The 26,213-nt window shown below is 57.8% G+C and carries 25 protein-coding genes; 14 read left to right on the forward strand and 11 right to left on the reverse strand.

Annotation, left to right across the window (positions count from 1 at the left end):
• Nucleotides 1–58: 58 nt before the first annotated feature.
• The 3 genes from IE102_RS03980 to glmS form a co-directional block, all read right to left on the reverse strand.
• On the reverse strand, nt 59–286 hold the full coding sequence (locus IE102_RS03980; RefSeq protein ID WP_189485076.1) for a hypothetical protein: 228 nt from the start codon (nt 284–286) through the stop codon (nt 59–61).
• A gap of 261 nt (nt 287–547) precedes the next feature.
• Nucleotides 548–1,759, reverse strand: coding sequence for an LL-diaminopimelate aminotransferase (locus tag IE102_RS03985; protein WP_373295578.1), 1,212 nt, complete (start codon nt 1,757–1,759; stop codon nt 548–550).
• A gap of 145 nt (nt 1,760–1,904) precedes the next feature.
• Complete coding sequence (glmS, locus tag IE102_RS03990; RefSeq protein WP_189485987.1) at nt 1,905–3,746, reverse strand: glutamine--fructose-6-phosphate transaminase (isomerizing); 1,842 nt, start codon at nt 3,744–3,746, stop codon at nt 1,905–1,907.
• A 275-nt stretch (nt 3,747–4,021) separates the two neighbouring features.
• On the opposite strand from glmS, the gene glmM reads away from it, so the two are divergent.
• Nucleotides 4,022–5,644 (forward strand): phosphoglucosamine mutase, encoded by a 1,623-nt coding sequence (gene glmM, locus IE102_RS03995; RefSeq protein WP_189485078.1) that lies wholly within the window; start codon nt 4,022–4,024, stop codon nt 5,642–5,644.
• Here the strand turns inward: glmM and IE102_RS04000 are convergent.
• Nucleotides 5,641–6,213, reverse strand: coding sequence for a hypothetical protein (locus IE102_RS04000; RefSeq protein WP_229807550.1), 573 nt, complete (start codon nt 6,211–6,213; stop codon nt 5,641–5,643). The genes glmM and IE102_RS04000 overlap by 4 nt on opposite strands.
• 161 nt (nt 6,214–6,374) lie before the next feature.
• Here IE102_RS04000 and coaBC point away from each other — a divergent pair, with 161 nt between their 5' ends.
• The 5 genes from coaBC (at nt 6,375) to IE102_RS04025 (ending at nt 10,614) form a co-directional block, all read left to right on the forward strand.
• Nucleotides 6,375–7,580: a bifunctional phosphopantothenoylcysteine decarboxylase/phosphopantothenate--cysteine ligase CoaBC gene (coaBC, locus tag IE102_RS04005; protein ID WP_189485079.1), complete on the forward strand. Its 1,206-nt coding sequence runs from the start codon at nt 6,375–6,377 to the stop codon at nt 7,578–7,580.
• Nucleotides 7,581–7,587: 7 nt separating this feature from the next.
• Nucleotides 7,588–8,040 carry a dUTP diphosphatase gene (gene dut / locus IE102_RS04010; protein ID WP_189485080.1) on the forward strand — a complete coding sequence of 151 codons (453 nt, stop codon included), beginning with the start codon at nt 7,588–7,590 and terminating at the stop codon, nt 8,038–8,040.
• A gap of 118 nt (nt 8,041–8,158) precedes the next feature.
• Complete coding sequence (locus IE102_RS04015) at nt 8,159–8,527, forward strand: hypothetical protein (protein WP_189485081.1); 369 nt, start codon at nt 8,159–8,161, stop codon at nt 8,525–8,527.
• Nucleotides 8,528–8,560: 33 nt separating this feature from the next.
• On the forward strand, nt 8,561–9,793 hold the full coding sequence (locus IE102_RS04020) for a putative DNA modification/repair radical SAM protein (RefSeq protein ID WP_189485082.1): 1,233 nt from the start codon (nt 8,561–8,563) through the stop codon (nt 9,791–9,793).
• Nucleotides 9,790–10,614, forward strand: coding sequence for a TIGR03915 family putative DNA repair protein (locus IE102_RS04025; protein ID WP_189485083.1), 825 nt, complete (start codon nt 9,790–9,792; stop codon nt 10,612–10,614). The genes IE102_RS04020 and IE102_RS04025 overlap by 4 nt, the downstream gene beginning before the upstream one ends.
• 39 nt (nt 10,615–10,653) lie before the next feature.
• Here IE102_RS04025 and grpE read toward each other — a convergent pair whose 3' ends face one another.
• Both grpE and hrcA read right to left on the reverse strand, forming a co-directional pair.
• The gene (gene grpE / locus IE102_RS04030; protein ID WP_189485084.1) at nt 10,654–11,277 is read right to left on the reverse strand and encodes a nucleotide exchange factor GrpE; all 624 of its coding nucleotides are present in this window, start codon (nt 11,275–11,277) and stop codon (nt 10,654–10,656) included.
• Nucleotides 11,278–11,381: 104 nt separating this feature from the next.
• Nucleotides 11,382–12,464 carry a heat-inducible transcriptional repressor HrcA gene (hrcA, locus tag IE102_RS04035; RefSeq protein WP_189485085.1) on the reverse strand — a complete coding sequence of 361 codons (1,083 nt, stop codon included), beginning with the start codon at nt 12,462–12,464 and terminating at the stop codon, nt 11,382–11,384.
• Nucleotides 12,465–12,571: 107 nt separating this feature from the next.
• Here hrcA and IE102_RS04040 point away from each other — a divergent pair, with 107 nt between their 5' ends.
• Together IE102_RS04040 and rph are read left to right on the forward strand one after the other, a co-directional pair.
• Nucleotides 12,572–12,925, forward strand: coding sequence for a hypothetical protein (locus tag IE102_RS04040; protein WP_189485086.1), 354 nt, complete (start codon nt 12,572–12,574; stop codon nt 12,923–12,925).
• Between the two features lie 116 nt (nt 12,926–13,041).
• Nucleotides 13,042–13,758, forward strand: a complete 717-nt coding sequence (gene rph, locus IE102_RS04045) for a ribonuclease PH (protein ID WP_189485989.1) — start codon at nt 13,042–13,044, stop codon at nt 13,756–13,758.
• Here the strand turns inward: rph and IE102_RS04050 are convergent, their stop codons facing one another.
• Nucleotides 13,759–13,971 carry a helix-turn-helix domain-containing protein gene (locus IE102_RS04050; RefSeq protein WP_189485087.1) on the reverse strand — a complete coding sequence of 71 codons (213 nt, stop codon included), beginning with the start codon at nt 13,969–13,971 and terminating at the stop codon, nt 13,759–13,761.
• Nucleotides 13,968–14,489 (reverse strand): DUF2975 domain-containing protein, encoded by a 522-nt coding sequence (locus IE102_RS04055; RefSeq protein WP_189485088.1) that lies wholly within the window; start codon nt 14,487–14,489, stop codon nt 13,968–13,970. Before IE102_RS04055 ends, IE102_RS04050 begins: the two co-directional genes overlap by 4 nt.
• A 170-nt stretch (nt 14,490–14,659) precedes the next feature.
• Here IE102_RS04055 and rdgB point away from each other — a divergent pair, with 170 nt between their 5' ends.
• Genes rdgB through IE102_RS04080 form a run of 5 tightly spaced genes read left to right on the forward strand, consistent with a single transcriptional unit; the run spans nt 14,660 to nt 18,021 of the window.
• Nucleotides 14,660–15,274: an RdgB/HAM1 family non-canonical purine NTP pyrophosphatase gene (rdgB, locus tag IE102_RS04060; RefSeq protein ID WP_189485089.1), complete on the forward strand. Its 615-nt coding sequence runs from the start codon at nt 14,660–14,662 to the stop codon at nt 15,272–15,274.
• Complete coding sequence (gene hemW, locus IE102_RS04065; protein ID WP_189485090.1) at nt 15,267–16,400, forward strand: radical SAM family heme chaperone HemW; 1,134 nt, start codon at nt 15,267–15,269, stop codon at nt 16,398–16,400. The genes rdgB and hemW overlap by 8 nt, the downstream gene beginning before the upstream one ends.
• A 9-nt stretch (nt 16,401–16,409) precedes the next feature.
• Nucleotides 16,410–16,775, forward strand: a complete 366-nt coding sequence (locus tag IE102_RS04070; protein WP_189485091.1) for a hypothetical protein — start codon at nt 16,410–16,412, stop codon at nt 16,773–16,775.
• A 9-nt stretch (nt 16,776–16,784) separates the two neighbouring features.
• Complete coding sequence (rsmI, locus tag IE102_RS04075) at nt 16,785–17,648, forward strand: 16S rRNA (cytidine(1402)-2'-O)-methyltransferase (protein ID WP_189485092.1); 864 nt, start codon at nt 16,785–16,787, stop codon at nt 17,646–17,648.
• Nucleotides 17,641–18,021, forward strand: coding sequence for a YraN family protein (locus tag IE102_RS04080; RefSeq protein WP_189485093.1), 381 nt, complete (start codon nt 17,641–17,643; stop codon nt 18,019–18,021). The genes rsmI and IE102_RS04080 overlap by 8 nt, the downstream gene beginning before the upstream one ends.
• Here the strand turns inward: IE102_RS04080 and ubiB are convergent.
• The 3 genes from ubiB to IE102_RS04095 form a co-directional block, all read right to left on the reverse strand.
• The gene (ubiB, locus tag IE102_RS04085; RefSeq protein ID WP_189485094.1) at nt 18,016–19,548 is read right to left on the reverse strand and encodes a 2-polyprenylphenol 6-hydroxylase; all 1,533 of its coding nucleotides are present in this window, start codon (nt 19,546–19,548) and stop codon (nt 18,016–18,018) included. The genes IE102_RS04080 and ubiB overlap by 6 nt on opposite strands.
• Before the next feature lie 9 nt (nt 19,549–19,557).
• Nucleotides 19,558–20,376, reverse strand: a complete 819-nt coding sequence (locus IE102_RS04090) for a class I SAM-dependent methyltransferase (RefSeq protein ID WP_189485095.1) — start codon at nt 20,374–20,376, stop codon at nt 19,558–19,560.
• 69 nt (nt 20,377–20,445) lie between these two features.
• A complete protein-coding gene (locus IE102_RS04095) occupies nt 20,446–20,916 on the reverse strand; it encodes a response regulator (protein ID WP_373295579.1) in 471 nt (156 codons plus the stop codon).
• 256 nt (nt 20,917–21,172) lie between these two features.
• Between IE102_RS04095 and IE102_RS04100 the strand changes: the two genes are divergently transcribed.
• Nucleotides 21,173–26,176: an alpha-2-macroglobulin family protein gene (locus IE102_RS04100; RefSeq protein WP_189485097.1), complete on the forward strand. Its 5,004-nt coding sequence runs from the start codon at nt 21,173–21,175 to the stop codon at nt 26,174–26,176.
• Nucleotides 26,177–26,213: the final 37 nt, after the last annotated feature.

Consider the following 26,213-nt stretch of genomic DNA (forward strand, 5'->3'; position numbering starts at 1 on the left):
ATAAGCCTTTATGGCAAAGACCGGTAAATATTTAAAGAGCGGTCTTTCGTCAGGGCAATTAAAGCCCAAGCCAACGGCGGCGCTGCGACCAATAGGTCTCGAACTGATCAGCCAGACCGGCGTCTTCAAAGGTAATGACCTTGACCTGATGGTCACCGGCGGGATCGGAATGAATCGAAATGGAATCCGCATCCTGCACGGCAGCGGCTTCAACAAACTTGAAAAACGCACCGAAGAAAGCGTCACTCTCAGATTCTGAACTCAAGTCGTACTGAAGGCTGACCATTGTGTTCTCCTTAACCGGCACAATAAAGCCGTACCCGATATAAATATGCGATATTGGACATAAATAATCGAAGCGGTTTTGTGCGATGCACAATGCGTTAATAGAACCCTAATATAGACCGGGAGTCAAAGGCCGAGCTAGCCTTTTCGCCCGTTAACCCCAATAAAATAAGGTAAACGGGTGCGGCTGTGACCATTAAGTCGCGAAACTGTCGCATATTGGGTCACGGCCGTTTTTAAATTCCCGTAAGAGGGATATTTGTCAGGACACGTCCGCTTTGTCGCGCGCAGAGGATTTGGTTTCGGGCAGAAGCAACTTCTTAATATTGCGCGCCGCTTGGCGAATCCGGTGCTCGTTTTCGACCAGTCCGATGCGCACAAAGCCTTCGCCATATTCCCCAAAGCCGAGACCGGGAGCGACCGCGACGTGGGCTTCTTCGATCAAAAGCTTGGCGAATTCGATCGAGCCCAGATGCTTGAACTTATCAGGTATCTCTGCCCAGGCGAACATTGACGCGGGCGGCGGCGGAATATCCCATCCGGCACGCTTCATGGAATCGATCAGCACATCGCGGCGGGATTTATAGATGTTGCGGATTTCCTCAACATTATCCTGCGGGCCGTTTAGGGCCGCGGCGGCTGCGACCTGCATCGGGGTGAAGCCGCCGTAGTCGAGATAGGACTTCACACGAGCCAGTGCCGCACAGATTTCCGAATTGCCGACGACCATACCGACGCGCCAGCCGGCCATGGCATAGGTCTTGGACAGTGAATTGATCTCGACCGAGCGCTTGATGGCGCCCTCGACCTGAAGGATTGACGGCGGCGGGTTGTTGTCGAAATAGATTTCCGAATAGGCGATATCCGACAGCACAATCAGGTCGTGCTTTTCAGCGATGCGGATGATTTCCTTGTAGAAATCAAGACCAACCCACTGGGCCGTCGGGTTGGACGGATAGGAGACGATCAGCACCGACGGCGTCGGCACGGAATGTTTCACCGCGCGTTCAATACCGGACAGATATTGCTCCGGCGACAGGGCCGGAACGTGGCGGATGACGCCGCCCGCCATCAGGAAGCCAAAGGCGTGGATCGGATAGGCTGGATTGGGGCAGATGACCGTATCGCCGGGGGCCGTTATCGCCATCGCCAGGTTGGCAAAGCCTTCCTTGGAACCCAGCGTGGCGACCACTTCGGTATCGGGATTGAGCTTTACCCCGTAGCGGCGGTCATAATAACCGGCCATGGCTTTGCGCAGGCCCTGCACACCTTTGGAGACCGAATAGCCGTGGGTCTTGGGTTTCCTGACCGTCTCGACCAGCTTATCGACAATGTGCGGGGCGGTGTCCATGTCAGGATTGCCCATGCCGAAATCAATCACATCGGTGCCCGCCGCCCGCAGACGCGCTTTCACCTTGTTGACTTCTTCGAAGACATAGGGGGGCAGGCGGCGAATACGGTAAAAGTCACGCATGACAAAGCTATCCAGACGGCTAATGCAGGGCTGATGTGGCCTGCACATATACCCGATCACGGCGAATTGTCATCCCGATATTGGGTGTTTTTTAGGAAATTTTATCACGAAACAATAAGGTTTATTGCGGTGTGCGTTTTCCGAACTACTCGACCGTCACCGACTTAGCCAGATTGCGGGGCTGATCGACATCGGTGCCTTTGTGGACGGCGGTGTGGTAGGCCAAAAGCTGGATCGGTACCGAATAGATGATCGGGGCGATGAACGGATCGCAGGCTGGGCCCTTGATGATTTTCAAGGACTTAGCCGCATCACCCGACAGGGTAGGCACCTTTTCTGGCACGCAGGTGATCATGATGACGCGGCCACCACGGGCAGCGACTTCCTGCACATTGGAGGCGGTCTTTTCAAACAGTTCATCATCGGGGGCGATAACCACGACCGGGGTTTTTTCGTCAATCAGCGCGATCGGGCCGTGTTTTAGCTCACCGGCGGCATAGCCTTCGGCGTGGATGTAGGAGATTTCTTTAAGTTTGAGCGCGCCTTCCAGCGCCAGCGGGAACATGGCTCCGCGCCCCAGATAGATGACATCGGACGATTTTGACAGGTCGATGGCCGCGACCTTGGACAGCTCAGAATCCATCACCAAAGCCTGTGAGATCAGGCCGGGGGTCTCAAGCAGCAACTGCACATAATGGGCTTCCTGAGCCGCATCGATCTTGCCGCGCTGGACGCCAGCGCACACGACCAGCGACAACAGCGCCGACAACTGCGCCGTAAACGCCTTGGTCGAGGCGACGCCGATTTCGGGACCGGCATGGGTTGGCCACAGGATGTCGGCTTCGCGCGCCATGGTCGAGGTATGGACGTTGACCAAGGCTGCGGTTTTCAGTCCTTCACCGGCGCACCAGCGAAGCGCCGCTAAGGTATCCGCCGTCTCACCCGATTGCGATACCGCCATGGCCAGAGACCCTGCGGTCATGGCCGGGGTGCGGTAGCGAAACTCGGACGCCACTTCGACATCGACGGGCAGGCCCGCAATCTTTTCAAAGGCGTATTTGGCGATGCAGCCGGCATAGTAGGCCGTGCCGCAGGCAATGATTTGCAGGCGGGTGATGTCTTTGAAATCGATGCTGGCCTTAATATCGGCGCGTACCGATTTGGCGACCGGATCAAGATAGGCCGACAGGGTGCGCTGGCAGCTTTCGGGTTGCTCGTGGACTTCCTTTTCCATGAAGTGGCGGAAAGCGCCTTTTTCGACCAAAGCGGCGGAGGCTGGAACCGTGGTGGCAGGACGGTTGACGCGGAAGCCTTTGTGATCAAACACCTCGGCGTCGGTGCGGGTGACCATCACCCAATCGCCTTCTTCGAGGTAAGTGACGCGGTTGGTGAACGGGCCGACGGCCAGAGCGTCCGAGCCTAAAAACATCTCGCCTTCGCCCCAGCCGAGCACCAGCGGCGATCCACGGCGCGCCCCCAGCATCAGTTCATTCTCACCTTCGATGAGGATCGCCAGCGCATAGGCGCCGTGCAGACGGTCGAGCACCGCTTTGAAGGCGTCTTTGATTGTAACGCCGGTTTTCAGCGTGGCATCGAGCAGGTGGGCGATGACTTCGGTATCGGTATCTGAGGTAAATTCATGACCCGCCGTGATCAGTTCGGCCTTAAGCTCAGCAAAGTTTTCGATAATACCGTTGTGCACCAAGGTCACCGCACCTGATGTATGCGGGTGGGCGTTGCGCACGCTCGGCGCGCCGTGGGTGGCCCAGCGGGTGTGGCCGATGCCGACCGTGCCGGTTATGGGGTCATTCGCGATTACGGCCTCAAGGTTTTTAATCTTGCCCTCGGCGCGACGGCGCTGGGTACCCGTGGGGGTGACCACGGCGATGCCTGCCGAGTCATAGCCGCGATATTCCAGACGGCGCAGGGATTCCAGCAGGCGCGGAGCGGCCTCAGATTTGCCGATAATGCCAATAATGCCGCACATATGAGAGGTCTCCGCTGTGGTGATTTCAGCCTGTAACGCGAATTTGCGATGTTTGATTAGCACGGATAAATTATTTTTGCCATAAATCCCTGTGACAAAACATTTCCATGTCGATGGTTATTGGGTTGAATAATAACAATCTTTTATTTTATGCTTAAATTTATGTGCGACTAAATTTACATGACGCAATGAATAATTTGCAAAATATTTGGATTTTGTTGCAATCATTTGGGGTGCGCTATAAATTGCGTGCACAAACGCTGTGGAGCCTTTAGATGAGCGAACCTAAATGGGAAAGATTGCTAAGTGCTTTAGGCGCGTCCGGCATTTCTATCAAGGATGTCGCTGATGCCGCCGGGGTGGCGCAATCGAGCATCTTTCGCGCCCTGAACGGGCAGACCAAGTCCCCGCGTCCTGAAACGGTCGATAAGATGGAAGCGGCGTTTGTGACTCTGGCGACCCGGAAAATCAATGACTATCGCTCCGCCCTCACGCTCTACGGCTTTAACCCGATCAAATCCAAAAACGAAGAATTGGCCTCGCATATGACCAGCCTCAACAAGACCCGCAAATATTTCGGCACCGATGGTATCCGTGGCCGCGCCAATACCTTCCCCATGACCGCCGAAGTCGCTTACCGGGTCGGTATGGCGGCGGGCAAGATGTTCATGTCGTCGGACGATCGCCGCCATCTGGTGGTCATCGGCAAAGACACGCGCCTGTCGGGCTATATGATTGAGCCGGCGCTGGTGGCGGGCTTTACCTCGGTCGGCATGGATGTGCGCCTGTTCGGGCCGCTGCCGACGCCGGGGGTGGCCATGATGACGCGCTCGATGCGCGCCGATCTGGGGGTGATGATTTCGGCCTCCCACAATGCCTTTGCCGATAATGGTATCAAGCTGTTCGGGCCGGATGGCTATAAGCTGTCCGATGAAGTCGAACTGGCCATCGAAGCGCGTATGGACGGTAATATCCTTGATGGTGTGGCCGAGCCTCATCAGCTTGGGCGGGTGGTGCGCGTCGATGACGCTCAATCGCGTTATGTCGAAATCACCAAGGCGTCGTTTCCGCGTCATTTGCGCCTGAAAGGGATGCGCATCGTCATAGATTGTGCCAACGGTGCGGCCTATAAGGTGGCTCCGCTCGCGCTCTATGAACTGGGTGCCGAAGTGTTCCCGATCGGGGTGTCGCCCGATGGTCTGAATATCAACAATAAGTGCGGCTCGACCTATCCGCAGACCATGGCCGAGGCCGTCAAGACCTACCGCGCCGATATCGGGATCGCGCTCGATGGCGATGCTGACCGGCTGGTGATCTGCGACGAAAAGGGTCAGGTCATCGACGGCGATCAGATCATGGCTATCATCGCCGCCGCCTGGGCCAAAAAGGGTCTGCTGCGCGGTGGCGGGCTGGTGGCGACGGTGATGTCCAACCTCGGCCTGGAGCGCCTGATGCAGTCAAATGGTCAAAGCTTAGAGCGCACCAAGGTCGGTGACCGCTATGTCATGGAACGGATGCGCGAAGGTGGCTTTAATCTGGGCGGCGAACAATCCGGCCACATTATCATGAGCGACTATGCCACGACCGGCGACGGCCTGATGGCGGCTTTGCAGGTGCTGGCGGTGCTGGTCGAATCGGATAAGCCGATGAGTGAGCTAGGCAAGCAGTTCGATACCGTACCGCAGTTATTAAAGAACGTCCGTTTTTCCGGCGACAACCCGATGGAAAAGGATGTCGTCAAAAAAGCCATTGCCGCCGGTGAAGCCGCCCTCAAGGGTGCCGGCCGGGTGCTGGTACGCCCCTCGGGCACCGAGCCGCTGATCCGTGTCATGGCCGAAGGGGATGATGAAAAGCTGGTCAAATCGGTGGTCGAAGATATCATCGCAACGATGGTTTAGTCCTCTCTGATCGTGCGTCGCCCGGCCTCGATTTCCTTCTGTTTCTGCCAGTAGGCGGCCCCTTCATAGGGCTGAAACAGGGTGCGCGGCGCGCCTTTTTTGGTCATGACCGCGAAGATGTTTTGCGCCGGATCATAAAACAGCGTGTCGCCATTGTTGCGCATAATCGTCTGGGTGCCTTTTGGTGGATTGTGCACAAACCCATGCACAAAGGCGACATAGCCTTCATAGGTTTTAATGCCAAAAGTCGGGCCGTGTTTCTCGAAATGATAGGTGGCGTTTTCATAGGCCGAATATTTGCGGTTAACCGACCATAGCGGCCAGTCGGCATAACGGGTCTTAGTGATTTCACCGGCGGGTTTGGGCACCTTAACCTTGAGCACTGGCCCATCAAAAGCGGGGGTGGTGCGTGGGGTGGTATCGGGCGGCGGCGTGGTCGGGGCGGCTTCTGGCTCAGCCCATACCGGTGGTTTGGCGGCGGGTGCTATCTGTTCAGACGGGGACGTACCCTGACCATCCGGTAATACTGCCGACGGTCCGGCATCGCAGGCCGCGATAAACAGTGCCAAAAAACCAATTAAGCGTAATGGTTTAAACCTGCCCACCTTGCTTTTCCTCCCCCGTCAGGCCATGTAGGCTAAGCGCATTCCAAAAAGTGTAAGCGGTTTTTGGAATCAGATGCGCGACAAAATATGGCACAGGCGTTGCCACCGGAAAAGGGAATTACGGCATGGCCGCACCGGCTCAAAAGCGCGTTCTGCTGATCATTGGCGGCGGGATTGCGGCCTATAAAAGCTTGAGCCTGATCCGGTTGTTGCGGACAGCCGGTATCGGTGCGCGCGTGGTGCTGACGGATGCCGCCAAAGAATTTGTCACGCCGCTCAGTGCCGGTGCGCTCAGCAACGATAAGGTTTACACCGACCTGTTCGACCTTAATGACGAGGCCGAGATGGGCCATATCGCCCTGTCGCGTTCCGCCGATCTGGTCGTCGTGGCCCCCGCGACGGCCAATATGATGGCAAAGCTGGCGAATGGGCTGGCCGATGATCTGGCCTCAACGCTCCTTCTGGCCACCGATAAGCGCGTCATGATGGCGCCCGCCATGAATGTGCGCATGTGGCACCACGGCGCCACCCAGCGCAATGTTGCGACCCTCAACGGTGATGGCGTTCTCATGGTCGGCCCCGAAGAGGGCGACATGGCCTGCGGCGAATTTGGGCTTGGCCGGATGGCCGAGCCGGAAACGATCTTCAAGGCCATAATGGCCGAGCTTAACCCCCGCACCGGCGCGCTCAACGGCAAGCATGTCCTGATGACGGCAGGGCCGACGTTTGAGCCGCTCGATCCGGTGCGCGGCATTACCAACCGCTCATCGGGCAAGCAGGGCTATGCTATTGCGGAGGCTCTGGCGGCCGAAGGCGCAAACGTCACCCTCATTTCCGGACCGGTGTCCTTGCCCACGCCCGAGGGGGTGGAGCGCATTGATGTCCGCACGGCGTTAGAGATGTTTGATACCGTCCATGCCCATTTGCCCGCCGATGCCTTCATTGGCGTGGCGGCGGTCTCTGACTGGCGCGCGCAAACCGTGGCGGCGGATAAGCAGAAAAAATCCGCAAACAGCGATGAACTGACTATAACCTTGATCAAAAACCCGGACATTCTGGCCTCGGTCGGCCTGCACACGACGATGCGCCCAACCCTGGTGCTGGGTTTTGCGGCAGAGACCCAAAATCTGGAAGTTTATGGCAAGACCAAGCTGCGCACCAAAGGGGCGGACGCTATTTTTGCCAATGAAGTCGGCGACGATAAGGTCTTTGATCAGGACACCACCAATATGATGCTGATCGACGCCCACGGCCCGACCAGCGTCAAGCGCCTGACCAAGGCCGAAGTGGCGCAGGACATCACCCAATATATTATCAGCCGTTTGAATTGAGTACCTTATGACAATCACTGCCCAGATCATTCAACTTCCCCATTCCGCCGGTTTGCCGCTGCCTGCCTATGAAACCGAAGGCTCGGCGGGGCTCGATCTACGCGCCGCCGTGCCGGAAGGCGATCCCATAACCCTGAAACCGATGCAGCGGGCGCTGATCCCGACCGGCCTTAAGATGTCGGTGCCTCTGGGCTATGAGATTCAGGTGCGGCCGCGTTCAGGGCTGGCACTAAAATTCGGCATTACCTGCCTCAATTCGCCGGGGACGGTCGACAGTGATTACCGCGGCGAAGTCGGCGTCATTCTGGTCAATCTAGGCTCAGAAGATTTCGTCATCAACCGCGGTGACCGCATCGCCCAGATGATCGTCGCTCAGCACGCCCGCATAGACTGGAGCGTGGTGGAGGTGCTCGACGACACCGCACGCGGTATGGGCGGATTTGGCTCTACGGGTCGCTAAAATTTCCAGCTATCTGTGACACATTCAGCACGCCTAAAGCCTTTACGGCGGCACTGAAACGCGACACTCTGAAAACGGCGTTATCTTTGAGTCGCCGCTCAAACCCACAGGTGTGGCCATGTCGCTGATGGTGGAATATCTCTGGCTGATTATGGACGGGGTGTGGGCCGCCCTTATGTCGCTCAATATTGTGCCTATGGTCGTGGTGGCGGGCCTTATCGGCCTTTTCCAGTCCAAACCCGCACATTTCGCCGTTAAAGCCCTGATTTGTCTGGGGTTGGCGATCCTGATTGATGCGCTGTGGCCATTGACCTTTGGGGGAGATATGGTCGTGCCGGCCATTACCCAGCTTGAGGTTCAGATCCAGATGATGATGCTCTGTGGGCTGGGCTATCTGATCCTGAAAGGCATGGTTCGAGTCAGGCGGGCCATTGCCCTGACCCCGTCTCAAAACACAGCTAAGCCCGAATCCACCAAAAGCGATTGACGGTTTTGAATTAAGAACATATCATGAACAATTATGAAAAAGTCGCTCAAACACCGTCTGGCCATATTATCGGATGCCGCCAAATATGACGCCTCCTGCGCCTCAAGCGGCACGACTAAGCGCGATTCGTCGCGCTCCGGGGGCTTAGGCTCGACCGAAGGGTCGGGCATCTGCCACGCCTATGCGCCGGACGGGCGCTGCATATCACTTCTGAAAATATTACTGACCAATTTCTGCATCTATGACTGCGCCTATTGCATCAATCGCTCTTCTTCCAATGTCGAACGGGCGCGCTTTTCGGTCGATGAGGTCATCTGGCTGACCCTGGAGTTTTACCGTCGCAACTATATCGAGGGTCTGTTCCTGTCGTCAGGCATTATCCGCTCATCGGACTATACGATGGAGGAAATGGTGCGGGTGGCGCGCGATCTGCGCCTCAAGCACAATTTTCAGGGCTATATTCACCTTAAAACCATCCCTGACGCCTCGGCGAAGCTGATCGAAGAGGCGGGCCTGTTTGCCGACCGGCTGTCGATCAATATCGAACTGCCGACCGATGCCGGGGTTGAGGCCTTCGCCCCGCAAAAACATCCGGCCAATATCCGCCGCTCTATGGGCGAGTTGAAGCTCAAAATCGACGAAGCGCGGGAACCGACGCTGAAAACCAAGCGCCGCAAACGCTTTGTGCCGGCGGGACAATCGACCCAGATGATCATCGGCGCCGATGCCACCAATGACGCCACCATTCTGGGTACAAGCGCGCGGCTTTATGGTGGCTATCAACTCCGGCGGGTCTATTATTCAGCCTTCAGTCCCATCCCCGATTCCTCGCAACATCTGCCGCTAATCAAGCCGCCACTGATGCGGGAGCATCGGCTTTATCAGGCCGACTGGCTTTATCGCTTTTATGGTTTTGATATCGCCGAAATCACCCACGGTCGGGCGGACGGGATGCTTGATCTGGAGCTGGACCCGAAGCTGGCCTGGGCGCTGGCAAATCGTGATCGCTTCCCGGTCGATATCAACCGCGCCGACAAAGAAATGCTGCTGCGGGTGCCGGGATTTGGCGTCAAGACCGTAATGTCAATCCTGACGGCCCGCCGCCATAAGCGCCTGAAGATGGAGGATCTGGCGCGCCTCAAGGTCTCCCTGAAAAAGGTCAAAGCCTTCATTGTGGCCGATGGTCATACGCCCATGAACCTGCTGGATCGCAGTGACCTCAAGGCCATGTTTATGCCGCGTCCGGAGCAGTTGAGCCTGTTATGAGGATCGTAATCGACCGGCGCGGGGATTTTGAAGAATGGCGCGACCATGCCCGTCACCTGCTCAGTGCGGGCATCCGGCCGGATGCGGTGGAATGGCTGGACAGGGCGGCGTTGGGCGACGATCTGTTCGGCGCGGATGAGGCGACCTTCGAGACTAAGGCCGCCTTGACGGTGCCGCGCGGCTTTGTCGAATGTGCGCAGGTGGTGGTGTGTCATGCCGATCTGGCGGCCTATGGCGTACTCTACAGGCTCTTGTGGCGGTTGCAAACTGAGCGCCATCTGTTGAGTATCACGACCGATCCTGATGTGGTCCGCGCCCATCAGATGGCTAAGTCGGTCGGGCGCGACAGCCATAAGATGAAGGCCTTTGTGCGCTTTAAGGAATTGCCCGCGGTTGAAGGCCGCACCCAGCGGCAGTTTCTGGCCTGGTTTGAGCCGGATCATTATATCGTCGGCCGCACCGCCGGTTTTTTTCAGCGGCGCTTTACCGATATGGATTGGGTGATCGCGACCCCGAAAGGATCAGCAAGCTGGGATGGCGACGCGCTGACGGTCTCTGCGCACCCTGCCTGTAATCCGGAACTCGTCGATGATACCGACGATCTGTGGCGGACCTATTTTGCCAATATCTTCAATCCGGCGCGTCTAAAGGTGAAGATGATGCAGACCGAAATGCCGAAAAAATACTGGAAGAACCTGCCCGAAGCCGATCTGATCCCCGACCTCATCGCCGGTGCCGAAGAGCGGGTGCGGGCCATGGCGGCAAAGCCCGCGACCACGGCCCCGAAATTCCACTACAGCATCCATAAAATAAAAGGGTGAGCCGCAAAGCCCACCCTTAAATGCGAAATTTTTCAGCACTTACGCTTTGGTATCAACCGCCGGGTCTTCGCTGGCGTCAGACTCATGGGCATAGGCGCTGGTGGCGGCAGCGGACGCGGCGGCGGAATTGGCGGAGGTCTTGGCGGCGGTGGCCACCATCGCCGGGCGAATGATGCGCCCAAACAGTTCGTAACCCGTCTGCATGACATTGACGACGGCGCCGCCGGTCACATCTTCGGCGGGGACTTCCATGACCGCCTGATGCAGGTTCGGGTCGAACTTGTCGCCCCTGAGCGGGTTGACCTTCTTGACGCCGTTTTTCTCAAACGCCTGCGACAGTTCCTTCTCGGTCATGTCGATGCCAAGCACGAAGTTTTTGAACGCCGCATCTTCGATGTCCTTCGGCGCCGATTGCAGCGCGCGCGCCAGGATGTCAGCCACGCCCAAAAGATCGCGGGTGAAACGCTGAATGGCAAAGGCGCGGGCGTCATTCATTTCGCGCTCAGTGCGGCGCTTGACGTTTTCAACCTCAGCGGCATAGCGCAGGGCCTGTTCCTTTAGGGCCACGTTCTCGCTTTTGAGCGCCTCAAGTTCGGCCAGCAAGATTTCGGTGGCGTCCTGCTCCAGATCCGCGCCGCCCTCTTCCAAATTCTCGTCCGTCATATCTGTTCCTTGATAAATCACAGAGCGCATTCCGAAAAGTGCCAAAAATAGTCCTTGGGGTTTTCGGAATCAAATGCGCGTTAAACAAATTAAACCACCCGCTTTTAGTCCAGCAGGCGGCCTAAAATTTTGGCGGTGTAGTCAACAAGTGGGATGATCCGCGCGTAATTCAACCGTGCCGGGCCGATTACACCGATGGCGCCCACGACCTTCTGACTTTGACCGGCCATGTAAGGCGCTGCAATAACAGCCGAACCGGATAAAGAAAACAGTTTCGATTCCGATCCGATGAAAATTCGCACACCCTGGGCGTCTTTCACATCATCGAGCAACTCGATCAGCTCTTCTTTTTGCTCCAGATCTTCAAATAATGATCTCACCCGCTCAAGGTCATCAAGGCTTGAGGCCTCCAGCAGATTGGCCCGTCCACGCACGATCAGGGCGCGCTTATTGCCTTCTTCACCCGACCAGGCCGCCAGCCCCTGATTGATCAGAACCGAGGCGGCCTCATCCAATTTCTGACGCTCTTCGGCCAGTTCTGCCGCCAGTTCACGCTTGGCCTCCCCCAAAGTGCGGCCACGGATACGGGCATTAAGGTAGTTCGACGCCTCGATCAGCACCGACGGCGTGGTCCCAAGGGCCACGGTCATCAGGCGGTTTTCCACCCGCCCGTCATCATAGACCAGCACGGCCAGCGCCTGATCCGGCCCCAGCAGGATAAATTCGACATGCTTGACGCCAGCCTCAAAGCTGGGGGTCATGACGACGCCGGCCCCACCGGCCAGACCCGACAGCATAGAGGAGGCTTCGCGCAGGGCGGTGTCGAAACTACGGCCTTTTGAGGTCAGCCGGGCTTCGATGTCGCGTTTGGCGTCTTCGCTCAGATCGCCGATCTCAAGCAAACCATCGACAAACAGGCGCAAACCATGATGGGTCGGCAACCGTCCCGATGAGGTGTGCGGGGCGGACAACAGCCCCAGATGGGCCAGATCCTGCATGGTGTTGCGGATAGAGGCGGGGGACAACGACACGCCACTGCGCGATAAGGTCCGCGATCCGACCGGCTCACCGGTTTCCAGATAGGTCTCAACCACCTGCCGGAAAATATCGCGGGCCCGCGCATCCAGCTCGGTCAGGGAGGCGCCGGACGACAATATGGTGGACGCGCTTAACGGGGATCTGATCATTGCCTTTAAGGATAGGGGGCTTATGGGGCTATGGGAAGATATTTTTGTGTCTTCAAAATGCCATTAACGGGGTAAAATCTCGCTCATATACATAAGGAGGCGGGGTGATGGGTAAGGGGATAATCCGGGCGTCGGTCATGGTGGTGGCGACATTTGCGACCGTATCGGCGGTGGCGCTGACGGTATCAAAACCGGATTCAGGAAAAACACAGGTCTATGGCCCGTTGCGTGAAAGCGATGAGGTCATCAAACCTCTGCCGCCTGAATATGAAACTGAGGCGACCCCCGACAACAAAGGGGTTGAGCCGTTACGGGCCGATATCATCCGTACCGACAAGTGGAAAAGGCGCGGCATCACCAAAGATAGCAGCGACAATGTCTTCCTGAAAGATAACGACACCTATATCTGCGCCAATTCGGACTGTTCGGTGGCGCGTAAACTGCCCGAACGTCGGGATTGATTAGCTGTTCTGCGCCTTGGGTTGTGATTTGCGGACAGACCTGATACGGCAGGGGCCATTGTTTTCGGGGTCTTAAGTCCATGTCGCAGTTCGAAGCTTTAAACGCGCTCAAAACCATCCGTCCGTCGGGCCGCAAGCCGGATCAGTTGCGTAGCATTACGATTGAGACCGGCGTGACGCGCTATGCCGAAGGCTCATGCATGGTCTCGTTCGGGCATACCAAGGTTCTGGTGACCGCCAGCGTCGAACAGGGCGTGCCGCCGTTCCTCAAGGGAAAAGGTCAGGGCTGGGTCACGGCTGAATACGGCATGTTGCCGCGCTCGACCCACACCCGTTCGCGCCGTGAAGCCGCCGCCGGTAAGCAGTCAGGGCGGACACAGGAAATTCAGCGCCTTATAGGTCGCTCCATGCGCGCGGTCGTTGACCTGAAAGCCTTGGGTGAGCGCCAGATCACCATAGATTGTGATGTCATTCAGGCCGATGGCGGCACCCGCACCGCGGCGATCACCGGCGCATGGGTCGCTTTGTCGATGGCCTGTAATTATCTGTTGATCGAAAAAGTTATCTCTAAGAACCCGATTCTGGATCAGATCGCCGCCATTTCATGCGGGATTTTTGCGGGCACGCCGGTGCTTGATCTCGATTACGAAGAAGACTCGAACGCCGAAACTGACGCCAATTTCGTGATCACCGGCTCCGGCGATGCGGTGGAAATTCAGGCGACCGGCGAAAAGCGCGGCTTCTCTCGCGATGAATTTAATGCCCTGTTCGATCTGGCCCATGCCGGGGCTATAGAGCTGTTTGCCTTGCAAAACAAAGCGCTGGGCAAGTAATTATTCGGGTGTGGTCTCTGTCCACTCCAGCAGGTCATGGGGCTGGCACTTTAACGCCCGACAAAGCGCATCAAGGGTACGCAACCGTACCGCCACCGCCGCCTGATCACGCAGGACTTCGAGATTGTGCACGCTGATGCCGGTGCGGTCGGATAGCTCAACGATCGACAACCTGCGCTGGGCCAGAAGTTCGGTAAGACGTATACGGATCATATCGTGAGGTCAGCTTCCTGCCGCAGACGTGCGCCTTCTTTAAAGACCTCGGCCAGCACAAAGACCACCAGAACCGAAAACCATGTCGTGACGGCCCGCACACCATAGACCGGCTCAAGATGCAGGCCGTAGGCGCGTTCGACCAGAAACCGCGCGCCGTACCCGAAGACCTCAAGGCCGCCCAGACCAAACCCGATCCAGCGCAGGCGGCGGGTATTATCGGGGTGAAAGACATCGCCTTCGGCAAGCGTGCGAAAGACCTGCCGCGTCCAGTGCATGATGATCATATATCCGCCCAGCGATATCCCAAAGGCCAACAGCAATACCGCTTGCGATCCAGCACCCAGCGGCACGGACACGTTCAGCCGGGTGACCACTTCGGTGGCGAGCGTGGGTACGGACAAAAGGCTCAAAGTCGCCAGAACCAGACCAATAATCAGCCCGAATAGGCCGAAATAGACGACATCCAGCGCCGTCTTCAGCAAGCTGGAAATCGATCTGGGCCCTAAAAACCGCATGGAAATTGCCTTAAACCTCAAGACTTAAGTGTCAGATGGTGCGCCACGATAATCATTTTTAACAAGGGCCGCCACCTAATGTTTTGTAATGTGCGCGATGTCACATTTGGGGCTTTTCATTTTGCGGCGCATCGTTACAAAGAAACAAACGTCCACAATCAGAGCCTTACATGAGCCTTAAACTGATCTCCGGTGAACAACTGATCGCCGCCACCCATAATCCGGGCAAGGCGAAGGAGATATCGTCGCTTCTGGGCGGGCGGTTTGCGGTCATCAGCGCCAAAGACGCGAACGTACCGGAACCGGATGAGACTGAAAGTTCCTTTATCGGCAATGCTATCCTGAAGGCCCGTCATGCGGCCATGACGGCGGGCATTGTGGCTCTGGCCGATGATTCCGGCCTCAGCATCACGGCTCTCAAAGGCGATCCAGGCATCTATAGCGCCCGTTGGGCCGGGCCGGATAAGGATTTTAAACGGGCGATGGAAATTATCGACCATAAGCTGCTGCAAGCGCAGGTCCATGACAGCGAAGTGTTCACCACCCATGCGTGGTTTACCTGTGCTTTGGCGGTGGCTTGGCCCGAAGGTCATGCGGTGGTGTTCGAAGGCCGTATCGACGGCGATATCGTCAGCCCCAGAGGCGAGGGCGGTTTTGGCTATGACCCGATCTTTCAGCCCAAAGGTTACGGCCTCACCTTTGCCGAAATGCCAGAGGCGCAAAAAGACGGCATCAGCCACCGCCATCTGGCGTTTGAGCAGTTAAAGGCCACGCTGTTTGACTAATACAGTCGCCCTTTATGTGCACTGGCCCTATTGTTCGCGCATCTGCCCCTATTGCGATTTCAATGTCACGCGTGACCGCGGGCAAACGGCGCGCCAGACCGCCCTGTTTGAAGCCATTCTCACTGATCTGAAAACTCATGCGGATTTGCTGGGGCCGCGGCGGTTGGTCAGTATTTTCTTTGGTGGCGGCACCCCGTCCCTGATGAAGCCCGAATGGGTGGCCGAAATCGTGGCGATGGCGCGGACTTTGCTTCCGCCTGATGGTGATATCGAGGTGTCTCTGGAGGCCAATCCGACCGATGCCGAGATTGCCCGCTATGAGACGTTCAAAGCGGCCGGGATCAACCGGCTGTCGCTGGGGGTGCAGTCGCTGAATGATCAGGCGCTCAAATTTCTGGGCCGTAATCATTCGGCGCGTGAGGCTCTGATCGGGCTTGAGACGGCGCGGGCCGTGTTCGGGCGCGTGTCGATCGACCTGATCTATGCCTTGCCGGATCAGACATTGGCCGCGTGGGCCGATGAACTGAGGACGGCGGCAAAGCTGGGGATCGAGCATATTTCGCCTTATCAATTGAGCCTTGAGCCGGGGACCGCGTTTGGACGGGCGGCCCGGCGCGGTACGCTCAAAATCCCGCCGCCGGACATGGGCGAAGCTTTTTATAATAAGACCCAGTCTGTGCTGGAGGTGCTCGGTTTTGATGCCTATGAGGTGTCAAACCATGCCAAGGGTCGTGCTGCTCAGTCAGCCCATAACCGCGCTATATGGGAGGGTGTCGATTATATCGGGATAGGCCCCGGAGCGCATGGGAGGGTGACAATAGATGGGGTGCGTTATGCAACCGTTGCCCTGTCCGATCTGCTGACCTATACGGCGCAGGTTCAGATGACCAGCACCGGTGTGGCGCGGGAAGCCTTAGGTCCGCAGGATGCCGACGAAGAAGCCCTGATGCTGGGTCTGCGGTTGCGTGACGGCGTTGATCTTGCGCGGTTTAAGACGCTCGATATTCGTGCGCGTGCCATGAGCCTGATCAAGGATCGCTTTCTTAACATCGAAAATAATCGCCTGAGCGCTACACCCAAAGGCCGGGTGGTTTTGGATCGTCTGATTTATGAGTTATTGTCGTGAGGGGCTGAGATGGATTTATTTATGTTGTCTGAGCTTATAGGGTTTGCCAAATCGGATATTCTCGAAATTGAAGGCCGCTTATTCATAGACCATGACAATTTAGGACTTGAGGCCTTTCGAAATAAAATTGCCGAGCACTCTTCCGTGGCAGAAGCTCAATACTGGATGAATATCCTTTTACTGGAATCGTATATCGATAACATTGTTGGAGACGATTGGGAGTTCACGGATGAGCGTGCAAAAAGTATTTTGAAGTCGCTCCAATCGGCTTGGACATTCCAAATTAATGCAAAATACCCTAATGCCATTTTTAGGATCGATACCTTCATAGATGAGGAAGCCAACGATTTTGGGCTTTGGCTCAGACAGGATTAATAAAAAACTATGCCCGAATCCCTGTTTGCTCCGCCCCCCCGACCTGTTGAGCCCGGCCTTTATTGTGTGGCGACGCCCATCGGAAACTTGCGCGATATTACCCTAAGGGCGCTGGATGTGCTGAGGGCCGCCGATGTCGTGCTGGCCGAAGATACGCGCATGGCCGGAAAACTGTTGGGGGCCTATGATATCAAAAAGCCGCTGCTGCGGTATGATGACCATGCCGGGCCGCAGGTCTTGCCGCAAATACTTGACCGTCTGCGCGAAGGTCAGGTGGTGGCGCAGATATCGGACGCTGGCACGCCGCTGGTCTCCGATCCCGGTTTTCGGCTGGTACAGGCGGCGCACGACGCCGGGTTGAACATCCATCCCATCCCCGGTGCATCGTCGGTACTGGCGGCCCTGTGCATCGCCGGTCTGCCGACCGACCGGTTTATGTTCGCGGGCTTTACGCCCAACAAAACCACGGCTCGTCAGCGCTTTCTGGCCGAGTTCAAATCGTTAGCCACAACCGTGGTGCTGTTTGAAACCGGCCCGCGTCTGCATGACAGCTTAAGCGATATGCTGGCCGTTCTGGGCGACCGTGAGGCGGCGGTGTGCCGCGAACTGACCAAGCTTTATGAGACCTGCGTGCGCGGGCGCCTAAGCGCGCTGGTGGCCGATCCGGCCCTGTTGGCGCCCAAGGGTGAGATTGTTGTCGTGCTTGGCCCGCCGGAGGATGTGGCGCCCTCTCAGGACAATATCGATGAGGCGTTGAAATCGGCGTTGGAGACCCTGTCGCCCTCGGAGGCCGCACAAAAACTGGCGCAGATTTACGGCCTGCCGCGCAAAGACATTTACAACCGCGCGCTGAAGCTGAAAGATCATGAATAGGCGCTCTGAACGCGGCTCAAAGGCCCATAGGCGCGGACACTGGGCGGAATATGTCGCCCTGATTCACCTGATGTTCAAAGGCTATCGCATACTGGGGTTTCGCCTGAAAATCCCACAGGGCGAAATCGATATCTTGGCTTTGAAAGGCAACCGGCTGGCTATGGTCGAGGTCAAGCAGCGCCGCACGGTCGCCGAAGCCTTAGAGGCGGTTACAGCCGATCAGCAAAACCGGCTGTGGCAGGCGGGGCTGTCCCTACAGGCCAAACGCAAAAATCTGTCGCGGCTCGATCTGAATATCGACCTATACGCTATCGGGCCACGGGCCTGGCCGGTACATATCAAAAACGCTTTTATCGATATGCCCAATCTATAGGGATAGTATGATCACCGCCGCCAGCGTGATCAGAGACGCGGCAATGGCAATAACCCCCAAGCCCTGGCTTTGTCTTAAGGCGGTTTTCAGTTCCTGAATCTTGAGCGCATTGGCCACCGTCAATGTACTCTCGCCCTCTTCGTCTTCGCGCAGGCGCTTGACCAGCCGGTCAAACAACCGCCGTCCTTCGGCCAGGGGCGACAGTTCGCGCGAAATCCACGCCTTGACAACGGGCTCGGCCGCTTCCCACAGATTATGGGTCGGATACATGCGCCTAGCCACACCTTCGACGCTGACCATAGTTTTTTGCAGCAGCACCAGTTCGGGCCGCAGGTGCATGTCAAACTGAGCCGTGATTTCAAACAGTTGCTGTAACAACCGGCCCATCGACACATCGGTGGCGGCAAGGCCCAGAACCGGCTCACCCACGGCGCGCAGGGCCTGCGCAAAGGTATCGACATCCTGATGCTTTGGGACATAGCCCGCTTCAAAATGGACCTCGGCTACGCGCTTATAGTCGCGCTGTAGGAACCCCCACAGCATTTCGGCCAGATAGCGCCGCTCCTTGGGTTTGAGGCGGCCAATAATGCCAAAATCAATGGCGATCAGCTTATCAGGCGCTTCGCAGAACAGGTTGCCTTCGTGCAGATCGGCGTGAAAAACACCGTGATTAAGGGCCTGCGACAGAAACGCCCGGATCAGATTGTCGGCCATGGCTTTGCGTTCAATGCCGGGCTGGGTCATCGCGTCAGGGCGGCTTAAGGCGACACCGCGCGCCCATTCAGTGACCATGACACGCTTGGAGACATAGCTCCAGACGACCTTGGGCGCGCTCATGAACGATTCTTCGTTGATGATCTTGCCCAGTTCGTCGGCGGCGGAGGCCTCAAGGCGTAGATCAAGCTCAAGCAGCAGCGATTTCGCGACCGCCTCGACAAAGGCCTGCGGCTCCAGACGGCGGGAGGCGGGCGACAGGGTGTGCACCATATTCGCCACCAGCCGCATCATGGCGGTGTCGCGGGCGATGGTGTCCTCAATGCCGGGGCGCAGGATCTTAACCGCTACGGTCCGTCCGTCTTTCAGCACCGCCCTGTGGGCCTGCGCGATCGAGGCCGCGCCGATCACTTCGCCAAATTCGATAAATAACTGATCGACGGGGCGCTCTAGCGCCGTTGCCACCGCCAATTCGGCCACAGATTTAGGAAACGGCGGCAACTGATCCTTAAGGTGGCGCAGATCGTCGGTGAATTCGTCACCGAAAATATCAGCCCGCGTCGATAAGACCTGCCCCAGCTTGATAAACGCCGGGCCCAGTTGCTCGAAGGCCGCCGCATAGCGCATGCCGACCCGCAGTTTTGGGCCTTTTTTGGTACCTTTTTGGGCAAACAGCGCCCGCAGCACATTGGCTGGAAAGCGCCAGATCGGCGGCAACTGATCACTGACCTCAACCGGGATCAGGGCGTCATGCTTTAACAGCACAAGCCCTGAGCGGATCAGGCGCGATAAGGAACTAAAGGTGGAAACCATATCTCCGCCTTACGCCCATCCGTGATGCAGCGCACAGACTCCGCCGGTAAAGTTGGTATAGGTGGCGCGTTTAAAACCGGCCTCAGTCATCATGTCGCGGAAACGGCCCTGATCGGGGAAGCGTTTGATGCTTTCGACCAGATACTGATAGGACTCGCGGTCACCGGCCACCATCTGGCCCATGAACGGGATGACCTTAAAGGCATAGGCATCATAGACCGAGGCGATCACGCCCGATTTCGGATGCGAAAACTCTAAGCATAGGAACCGCCCGCCGGGTTTCAGCACGCGCTTGGCTTCACGCAGGGCCTGAGAGACATCAGCGACATTACGGATGCCGAATGAGATGATGTAGGCGTCGATGCTGGCGTCATCGAGCGGCAGGTTCATGGCATCCCCGACCGTCCAGGTCAGCTCCGGCTCAGTGCCTTTGGCGATACCGGCTTCGATCATGGCCTGATTGTAGTCGATGATGCGGATCTGGGCGTCTTTGTCTGAACCCCGGCGGGCCTTAGCGCGCCGTGCCAGCTTGGCCAGCCTGCGGGCAATATCACCGGTGCCGCCCGCGCAATCGACAATGATTTCACCGGGCTGAGGGTTGAGGCGCGCGCAGGCGGCGTCTTTCCACAGATGATGCACGCCGACCGACATGACATCGTTCATCACATCATATTTGGACGCGACGTTTTTAAAGACGCCGTGCACCAGATTGACCTTTTCCGTGGCCTCGACTTCGCGAAAGCCAAAGGTTGAGGTTTTACCGCCTGAGGCGGCGGAAACCGTGTCAGAAGAGGTAAGATGATCGGGTGAAATCTGGGACTGGCTCATGGCCTTTGCCATAGCCTGAAATCGTTACCTTGGCGATAAAAAATCTTGGCGAAAAAAACTGGGGGTTTCCTATGCTTTTCCTTCGGCCTTGTCTGAGGCGCGCCGGTAAGGGCCGGGATAGGCAGCATTTTTGCGGCGCCTGCGGTCCGGGCCGGTATAGGTCGAGCATTTGACCCAGGCGCGTTCATTTTCAATGACGCTTTTCATACGGCTGATCAGGCCCTGCGCCGTCAGAGGCTTGGCCACAAACTCGTTGACCCCGGCATCGCGTGCGGCAATGACCTTGGAGCGGTCAGTGTGGCCGGTCATCATGATAATCGGCACATAAGGATGCGGGCTGTCGGTGCCGGTGCGCAACAGGCGGGTAAATTCGATACCGTCGATCGTTTCCATCACAAGGTCGACGATGATGACGTCTGGCCGCCAATCGCGCACGATCTCAAGGGCCTCAGCCCCGTCCGAGGCTTCGCGGATATTGGTGATCCCCATGGCACGCAACATGGTGCAGACGATAACCCGCATGTAATGGTTATCATCCACTACCAACGCCATGACACGGGAAAAATTACTCAAAACCGTCTACCCAAAAGGCTATTCCTGATCCGAAAGTCTTAACCTCACCCCACAGGCCAAATCGGGCGCCTGAAAAGGGTTTGAATCTTCCTGTAAGATAATTTGGTTAATTCACAAAACAAAGATTGATCTTTCATTAAATCAGCTATTCTTTTGCAACAAATATTGCCGATGAGCAAACCCTTGGGGTGCGTCATGGTGCAGCAAATAAGGCGGGGCAAACATGTTCGACTGGCAAAACCGTACCGTGATCACGGGGGCTGCGGCGGTACTTATCTCCGGGTTTTGCGTCGGGTTCCTGACCGCGAAGGCCACCGAAGGCGGCGGGCGGGCCAATCGCTCATCGGAAGCCGTGTCGATCAGTGAGACTGTAGGTAATCTCTACGGTAAGCCACGCGATAAAAATGCGCCCCGTGCCTCGGACAAAAAACCAGCCGGGTTTGCGGTCTGGAAACAAAGCCTTGATACGTCTGCGGCCTCACCGCGGGCCTGTATTGAGTTCAGCCGCGACCTTGATCCGTCGAAACCCTACGGCGACTATGTGCTGGTCTCGCCCGAATTGCCGTCGGCCCCTGCCGTATCGGTCAAGGGCGCAAACCTGTGCGTGTCCGGATTTGGCTTTACCGACCGGCGCATCACCCTGCTAAAAGGTCTGCCGGGTAAGGGCAATGATAAGCTTGAGAAAAACGTCGATCTTGACTTTGCCTTTGGCGAAAAGCCGCCCTATGTCGGCTTTGCCGGTGAGGGCGTCATTTTGCCGCGCGAAGATTCCGACGGGGTGGCGATTGAAACGCTGAATGTTACGTCGCTGGCGTTCGAAGTCTGGCGCGTCGCTGATCGCAATCTGGTCAGGCAAAATATCTCTGCCCCCGATCCGGTGTCCGAGGGCGATTATGATTATGAGTGGGGCGAGGACAGCCCCAATGAAAACGGTGGTAAGGTCTGGTCGGGTAAGGTTGCGGTGCGCGCCGGTAATGGTGAGCGGATCACCACGGTTTTCCCACTGGGCGCGGTGCTGAAAAATCTGAAACCGGGCGCCTATGTCATTAAGGTGCGCGATGCGTCGGGTGGACGCGACAAATCCGAAAATGACCAGCCCGCTCAGGCCCGGCGCTGGATACTCTATACCGACATGGCGCTGATGACCTATTCCGGCAATCCAGCGTCAGGCGCAGGCCTTGATGTGGTGGTGCGCTCCCTAAAATCCGCCAAGCCCTTAAGCGGCGTGCGGGTTGCACTCGTCGCGCGCAATGGTGAGGATCTGGCCGAAGGGCGCTCCGGCACCGATGGGCGGGTGCGCTTCAATCCGGCTCTGCTCAAGGGCGAAGGCGCGCTGACGCCCAAGATGGTCATGGCTTACGGCCCGGCTGAGGATTTTACCGCGCTTGATCTTGACCGCGCGCCGGTTGATCTGTCGGCCAAGGGTGTAGGCGGGCGCCAAGATGAGGCCGTAACCTCTGGTCGTGCCGGTGCGGGCATGGTCGATGGTTACCTCTATACCGATCGCGGTATTTACCGACCGGGTGAGACAGTGCATGTGGTCGCCCTTGTGCGCGATCCGCAGGGTAAGGCGATTAAGGACCGTAAAGGCGCGCTGATCGTTACCCGTCCGTCGGGGGTCGAGGCCTTCCGCGTCAAGTTTGATAAGTCCGAAAACGGCTATGTCGCTGCCGATATTGCCCTACCCACATCGTCCCCCCGCGGTCAGTGGCAGGCGCGAATTGAGGTCGAAGGCCTTGAGGGTGCCGCCGGTTCTGCGGCCTTTGCGGTTGAGGATTTCGCGCCTCAGCGTCTGGGGGTCGATATTGCGGCGGACGCCGATAAGCCCCTGACGCGGCCGGATGAAGCGCGCGCGGTGCGGGTCAATGCACGGTTCCTTTATGGGGCGGTGGGTTCGGGCCTAACGGTGGGCGGTGAAGCGCGGGTGCGGGCGGACACCAACCCCTTCCCGGCCTTTAAAGACTATCGCTTCGGCAATGAGCAAAACCCGTTTGAGGAAAAATATGTCAATCTGCCCGAAACCGTCACCGATGGTCAGGGGCAGGCGACCTTCCCGTTGGAGGCCTCTGTGGCGGGCGATACGGATCAGCCGCTATCGGTGCTGTTGACCTCATCGGTGTTTGAACCGGGCGGGCGTCCGGTCAAGGAATCGGCGACGCTCCGCATACGGACAAAGCCGCTCTATCTGGGGGTTAAGATTGACGCTCAGGACACCAAGGGCAACGCCGCCCCGCGTCTTGGGTTCAATATCATTGGCCTGAATGCGCAGGGGCAAAAGATTGCGGCCTCTGGCGTTAAGGTACGGCTGGTCTCCGAGAACTGGAACTATGACTGGTATCAACAGGACGGACGTTGGGCGTGGCGGCGCACCGCCCGCGATGTGGTCGTATCGGAAACCAGCTATGATCTCAACGCGGGTACCGGCCTGAACTTTGCCCGCAATCTCGACTGGGGCGACTACCGCTTTGAGATCGAACACCCCCAGACGGGGGCGCGCACGGTGGTGCGGTTTGCCTCCGGCTGGGGCAATCCGGCCAAATCCGCCGATGCGCCCGATTTTGTGCGTTTGTCGGCCGGTACCAAGGCCTATGTGCAGGGCGACACCATCACCCTGACCCTGAAACCGCCCTATGAAGGCGAAGCGCAGATTGCGGTGGCCTCTGACCGGCTGATCGACATGAAACATGTCCGCGTCGACGAAGACGGCACAACGGTGCGCCTGAAATCCGACGCCAGTTGGGGCGGCGGGGTCTATATTATGGTCTCGGTCATGCAGCCGCGCGATCCGGTTGCCTCGCCCAAGCCGCGCAGGGCGATGGGCCTGATTTACGTGCCGCTTGATCCCAAATCACGTAAGCTGACGGTCGCTGTCGATACCCCGAAAGGTGCGCCGCAAAAGCCAGTGATTGATAAGATGGGCGACGCCTGGCTTGAGGTGCCGGTTAAAGTATCGGGGGCCAAGCTGGGCGAACGGGCGCGTCTATCTCTGGCCGTCGTCGATCAGGGCATCCTCAACCTGACCAAGTTCAAGGCCCCTGATCCGATAAGCTGGTACTTTGGGAAACGCGCGCTCGGCGTCGATTACCGCGATGACTATGGCCGTCTGCTTGATCCCAATCTGGGTGCCCCTGCAGAGCTGAATTATGGCGGCGATCAGATCGGCGGCGAAGGCCTGACCGTCACCCCGATCAAGACCGTGGCCCTGTGGTCGGGCGTGGTGGAAACCGGCTTTGATGGCAAGGCGGTGGTGCGCCTTAAGGTGCCGAAATTCAACGGTGAGCTTAAGGTCATGGCCGTCGCCTGGACCGATGAGGCGGTGGGCTCATCACAGGAGACGATCACCGTGCGTGAACCGGTGGTAGCCGAACTGGCCCTGCCGCGTTTTCTGGCTCCCGGCGATAAGGCCTTCGCCACGCTGGAGCTTAACAATGTCGACGGCAGATCAGGCCTCTACGAAGCGGTGGTGACCGGCCTTAAGGGGTTGTTTGTTCAATTCAAAAAAGCTTTTAACCTCGCCACCGGCCAGCGGATTCAGGAAGCCATTGAAATCAACGCGCCGCAGCGGGCCGGGATTTCAGCGGTCAATTTGTCGCTCAAAGCGGACGGTTACAGCTTCAATGAAGACTACAATCTGCAAACCCGCAACGGCTGGGGCACGCGCACGCAAGTCTTCACCGAACAACAGGGCGTGAACCAGACCTATGCGCCCTCGCGCGCGTTACTTGACGGGTTGCAACCCGGCACGATCAGTATTCAGGTCTCGTACTCGCCGTTCCGCGGGATTGATCCGACGCCGCTCGCCGCCGCGCTCAACCGTTATCCCTATGGCTGCACCGAGCAGATATCGTCGGCGGCCTATCCGTGGCTTTATGTGTCGCCGTCCTTGACCGATGCCAAAACCGCCTCACGCGGGCAGACCATCCTGAAACAGGCTGTGGGCCGGATATTGGATCGTCAGTCGGCGGACGGTGCCTTTGGGCTGTGGAAAGCGGGCGATGGCGCGGCGGAAGGGTTTGTCGGCGCCTTTGCCACCGACTTTATCCTGGAGGCGCAAAAACAGGGCGTTTATGTGCCGCAAGAGGCCCTCGATAAGGCCATGAACGCCATGCGCGATATGTCACGGCCCGATGGGTTCACCAGCGTCAATTACCGACTGAAAGCCTATGACGGCGGCTGGTTTGGCCTGCAAAAGGACGACATTACAGCCCAGATCAGATCTCGTGCCTCGGCCTATGCCCTCTATGTTATGGCCAAGGGCGGCAACGGTGATCTGGCGCGTCTGCGCTGGTATCACGATGTGCAGTTTAAGTCTGAGCGCTCACCTCTGGCCCGCGCGCAGGTGGCAGCCGCCCTGTCCATGATGGGCGATAAGGCGCGTGCGCGCTCCGGCTTTAAACAGGCGGTGCAGGCGCTGGGCTACAAAGACCCCCACGACTGGTATCAATCGCCCCTGCGTGATCTGGCCGGGGTGACAGCACTTGCCTATGAAGCCGGGGAGGCCACGATGGCGGCCGATCTGGGCAAACGGCTGGAAACCTCGATGAAAGACCCTGAGCGGCTGAACACGCAGGAGCAGGCGTTCATTCTGCGCGCGGCGTCCTATATGCTGAAAGCCGCAGGGCCAATCAAAATCGATGCCCAAGGGGTGGCGACCATCCCGTCGCAAGGCTCGCTGGCGCGTTACAATGTCGGTGCGGTGGCGCAGGCGCGTTTCAAAAATACCGGGTCAGGCGCGTTGTGGCGGACGGTGACGGTGACAGGTAATCCGCTGATAGCACCCCCCGCTGAGAGCAAGGGCTTTACGCTGGAGAAGGCCTATTACACGCTGGACGGGGCACGGATTAATCCGGCGCAACTGACTCAAGGCCAAAAGGTTCTGGTGGTCATTTCGGGCCGCTCATCCTATGCTCAGACCCGCCCGATCGTGGTTGACGATGCCCTGCCGGCGGGTTTTGAGATCGAGACGACCCTGACCAATGAGGACACGAGTGCTGGGCCGTTCCGGTTTGCGGGGTCTTTGTCGGCGCTGGACGTTCAGGAAGCGCGCGATGATCGCTATGTCGCCGCCCTTGATGTCAGTGCGGCCAATGGTTTTGCCATGGCCTATATTGCGCGGGCTACCACGCCGGGCGATTTCTATCTGCCGGGGGCGGAGGTGAAAGACCTTTACCGGGCCGATCTCTACGCCCGCACGGCGGGATCAAGGATCACCATTGCCGGACAGTAAGGACATTCCCTCTCCCCGCATGCGGGGAGAGGGTAGG

It is taken from the genome of Asticcacaulis endophyticus (assembly GCF_014652575.1).
GTDB classification, from domain to species: domain Bacteria; phylum Pseudomonadota; class Alphaproteobacteria; order Caulobacterales; family Caulobacteraceae; genus Asticcacaulis; species Asticcacaulis endophyticus.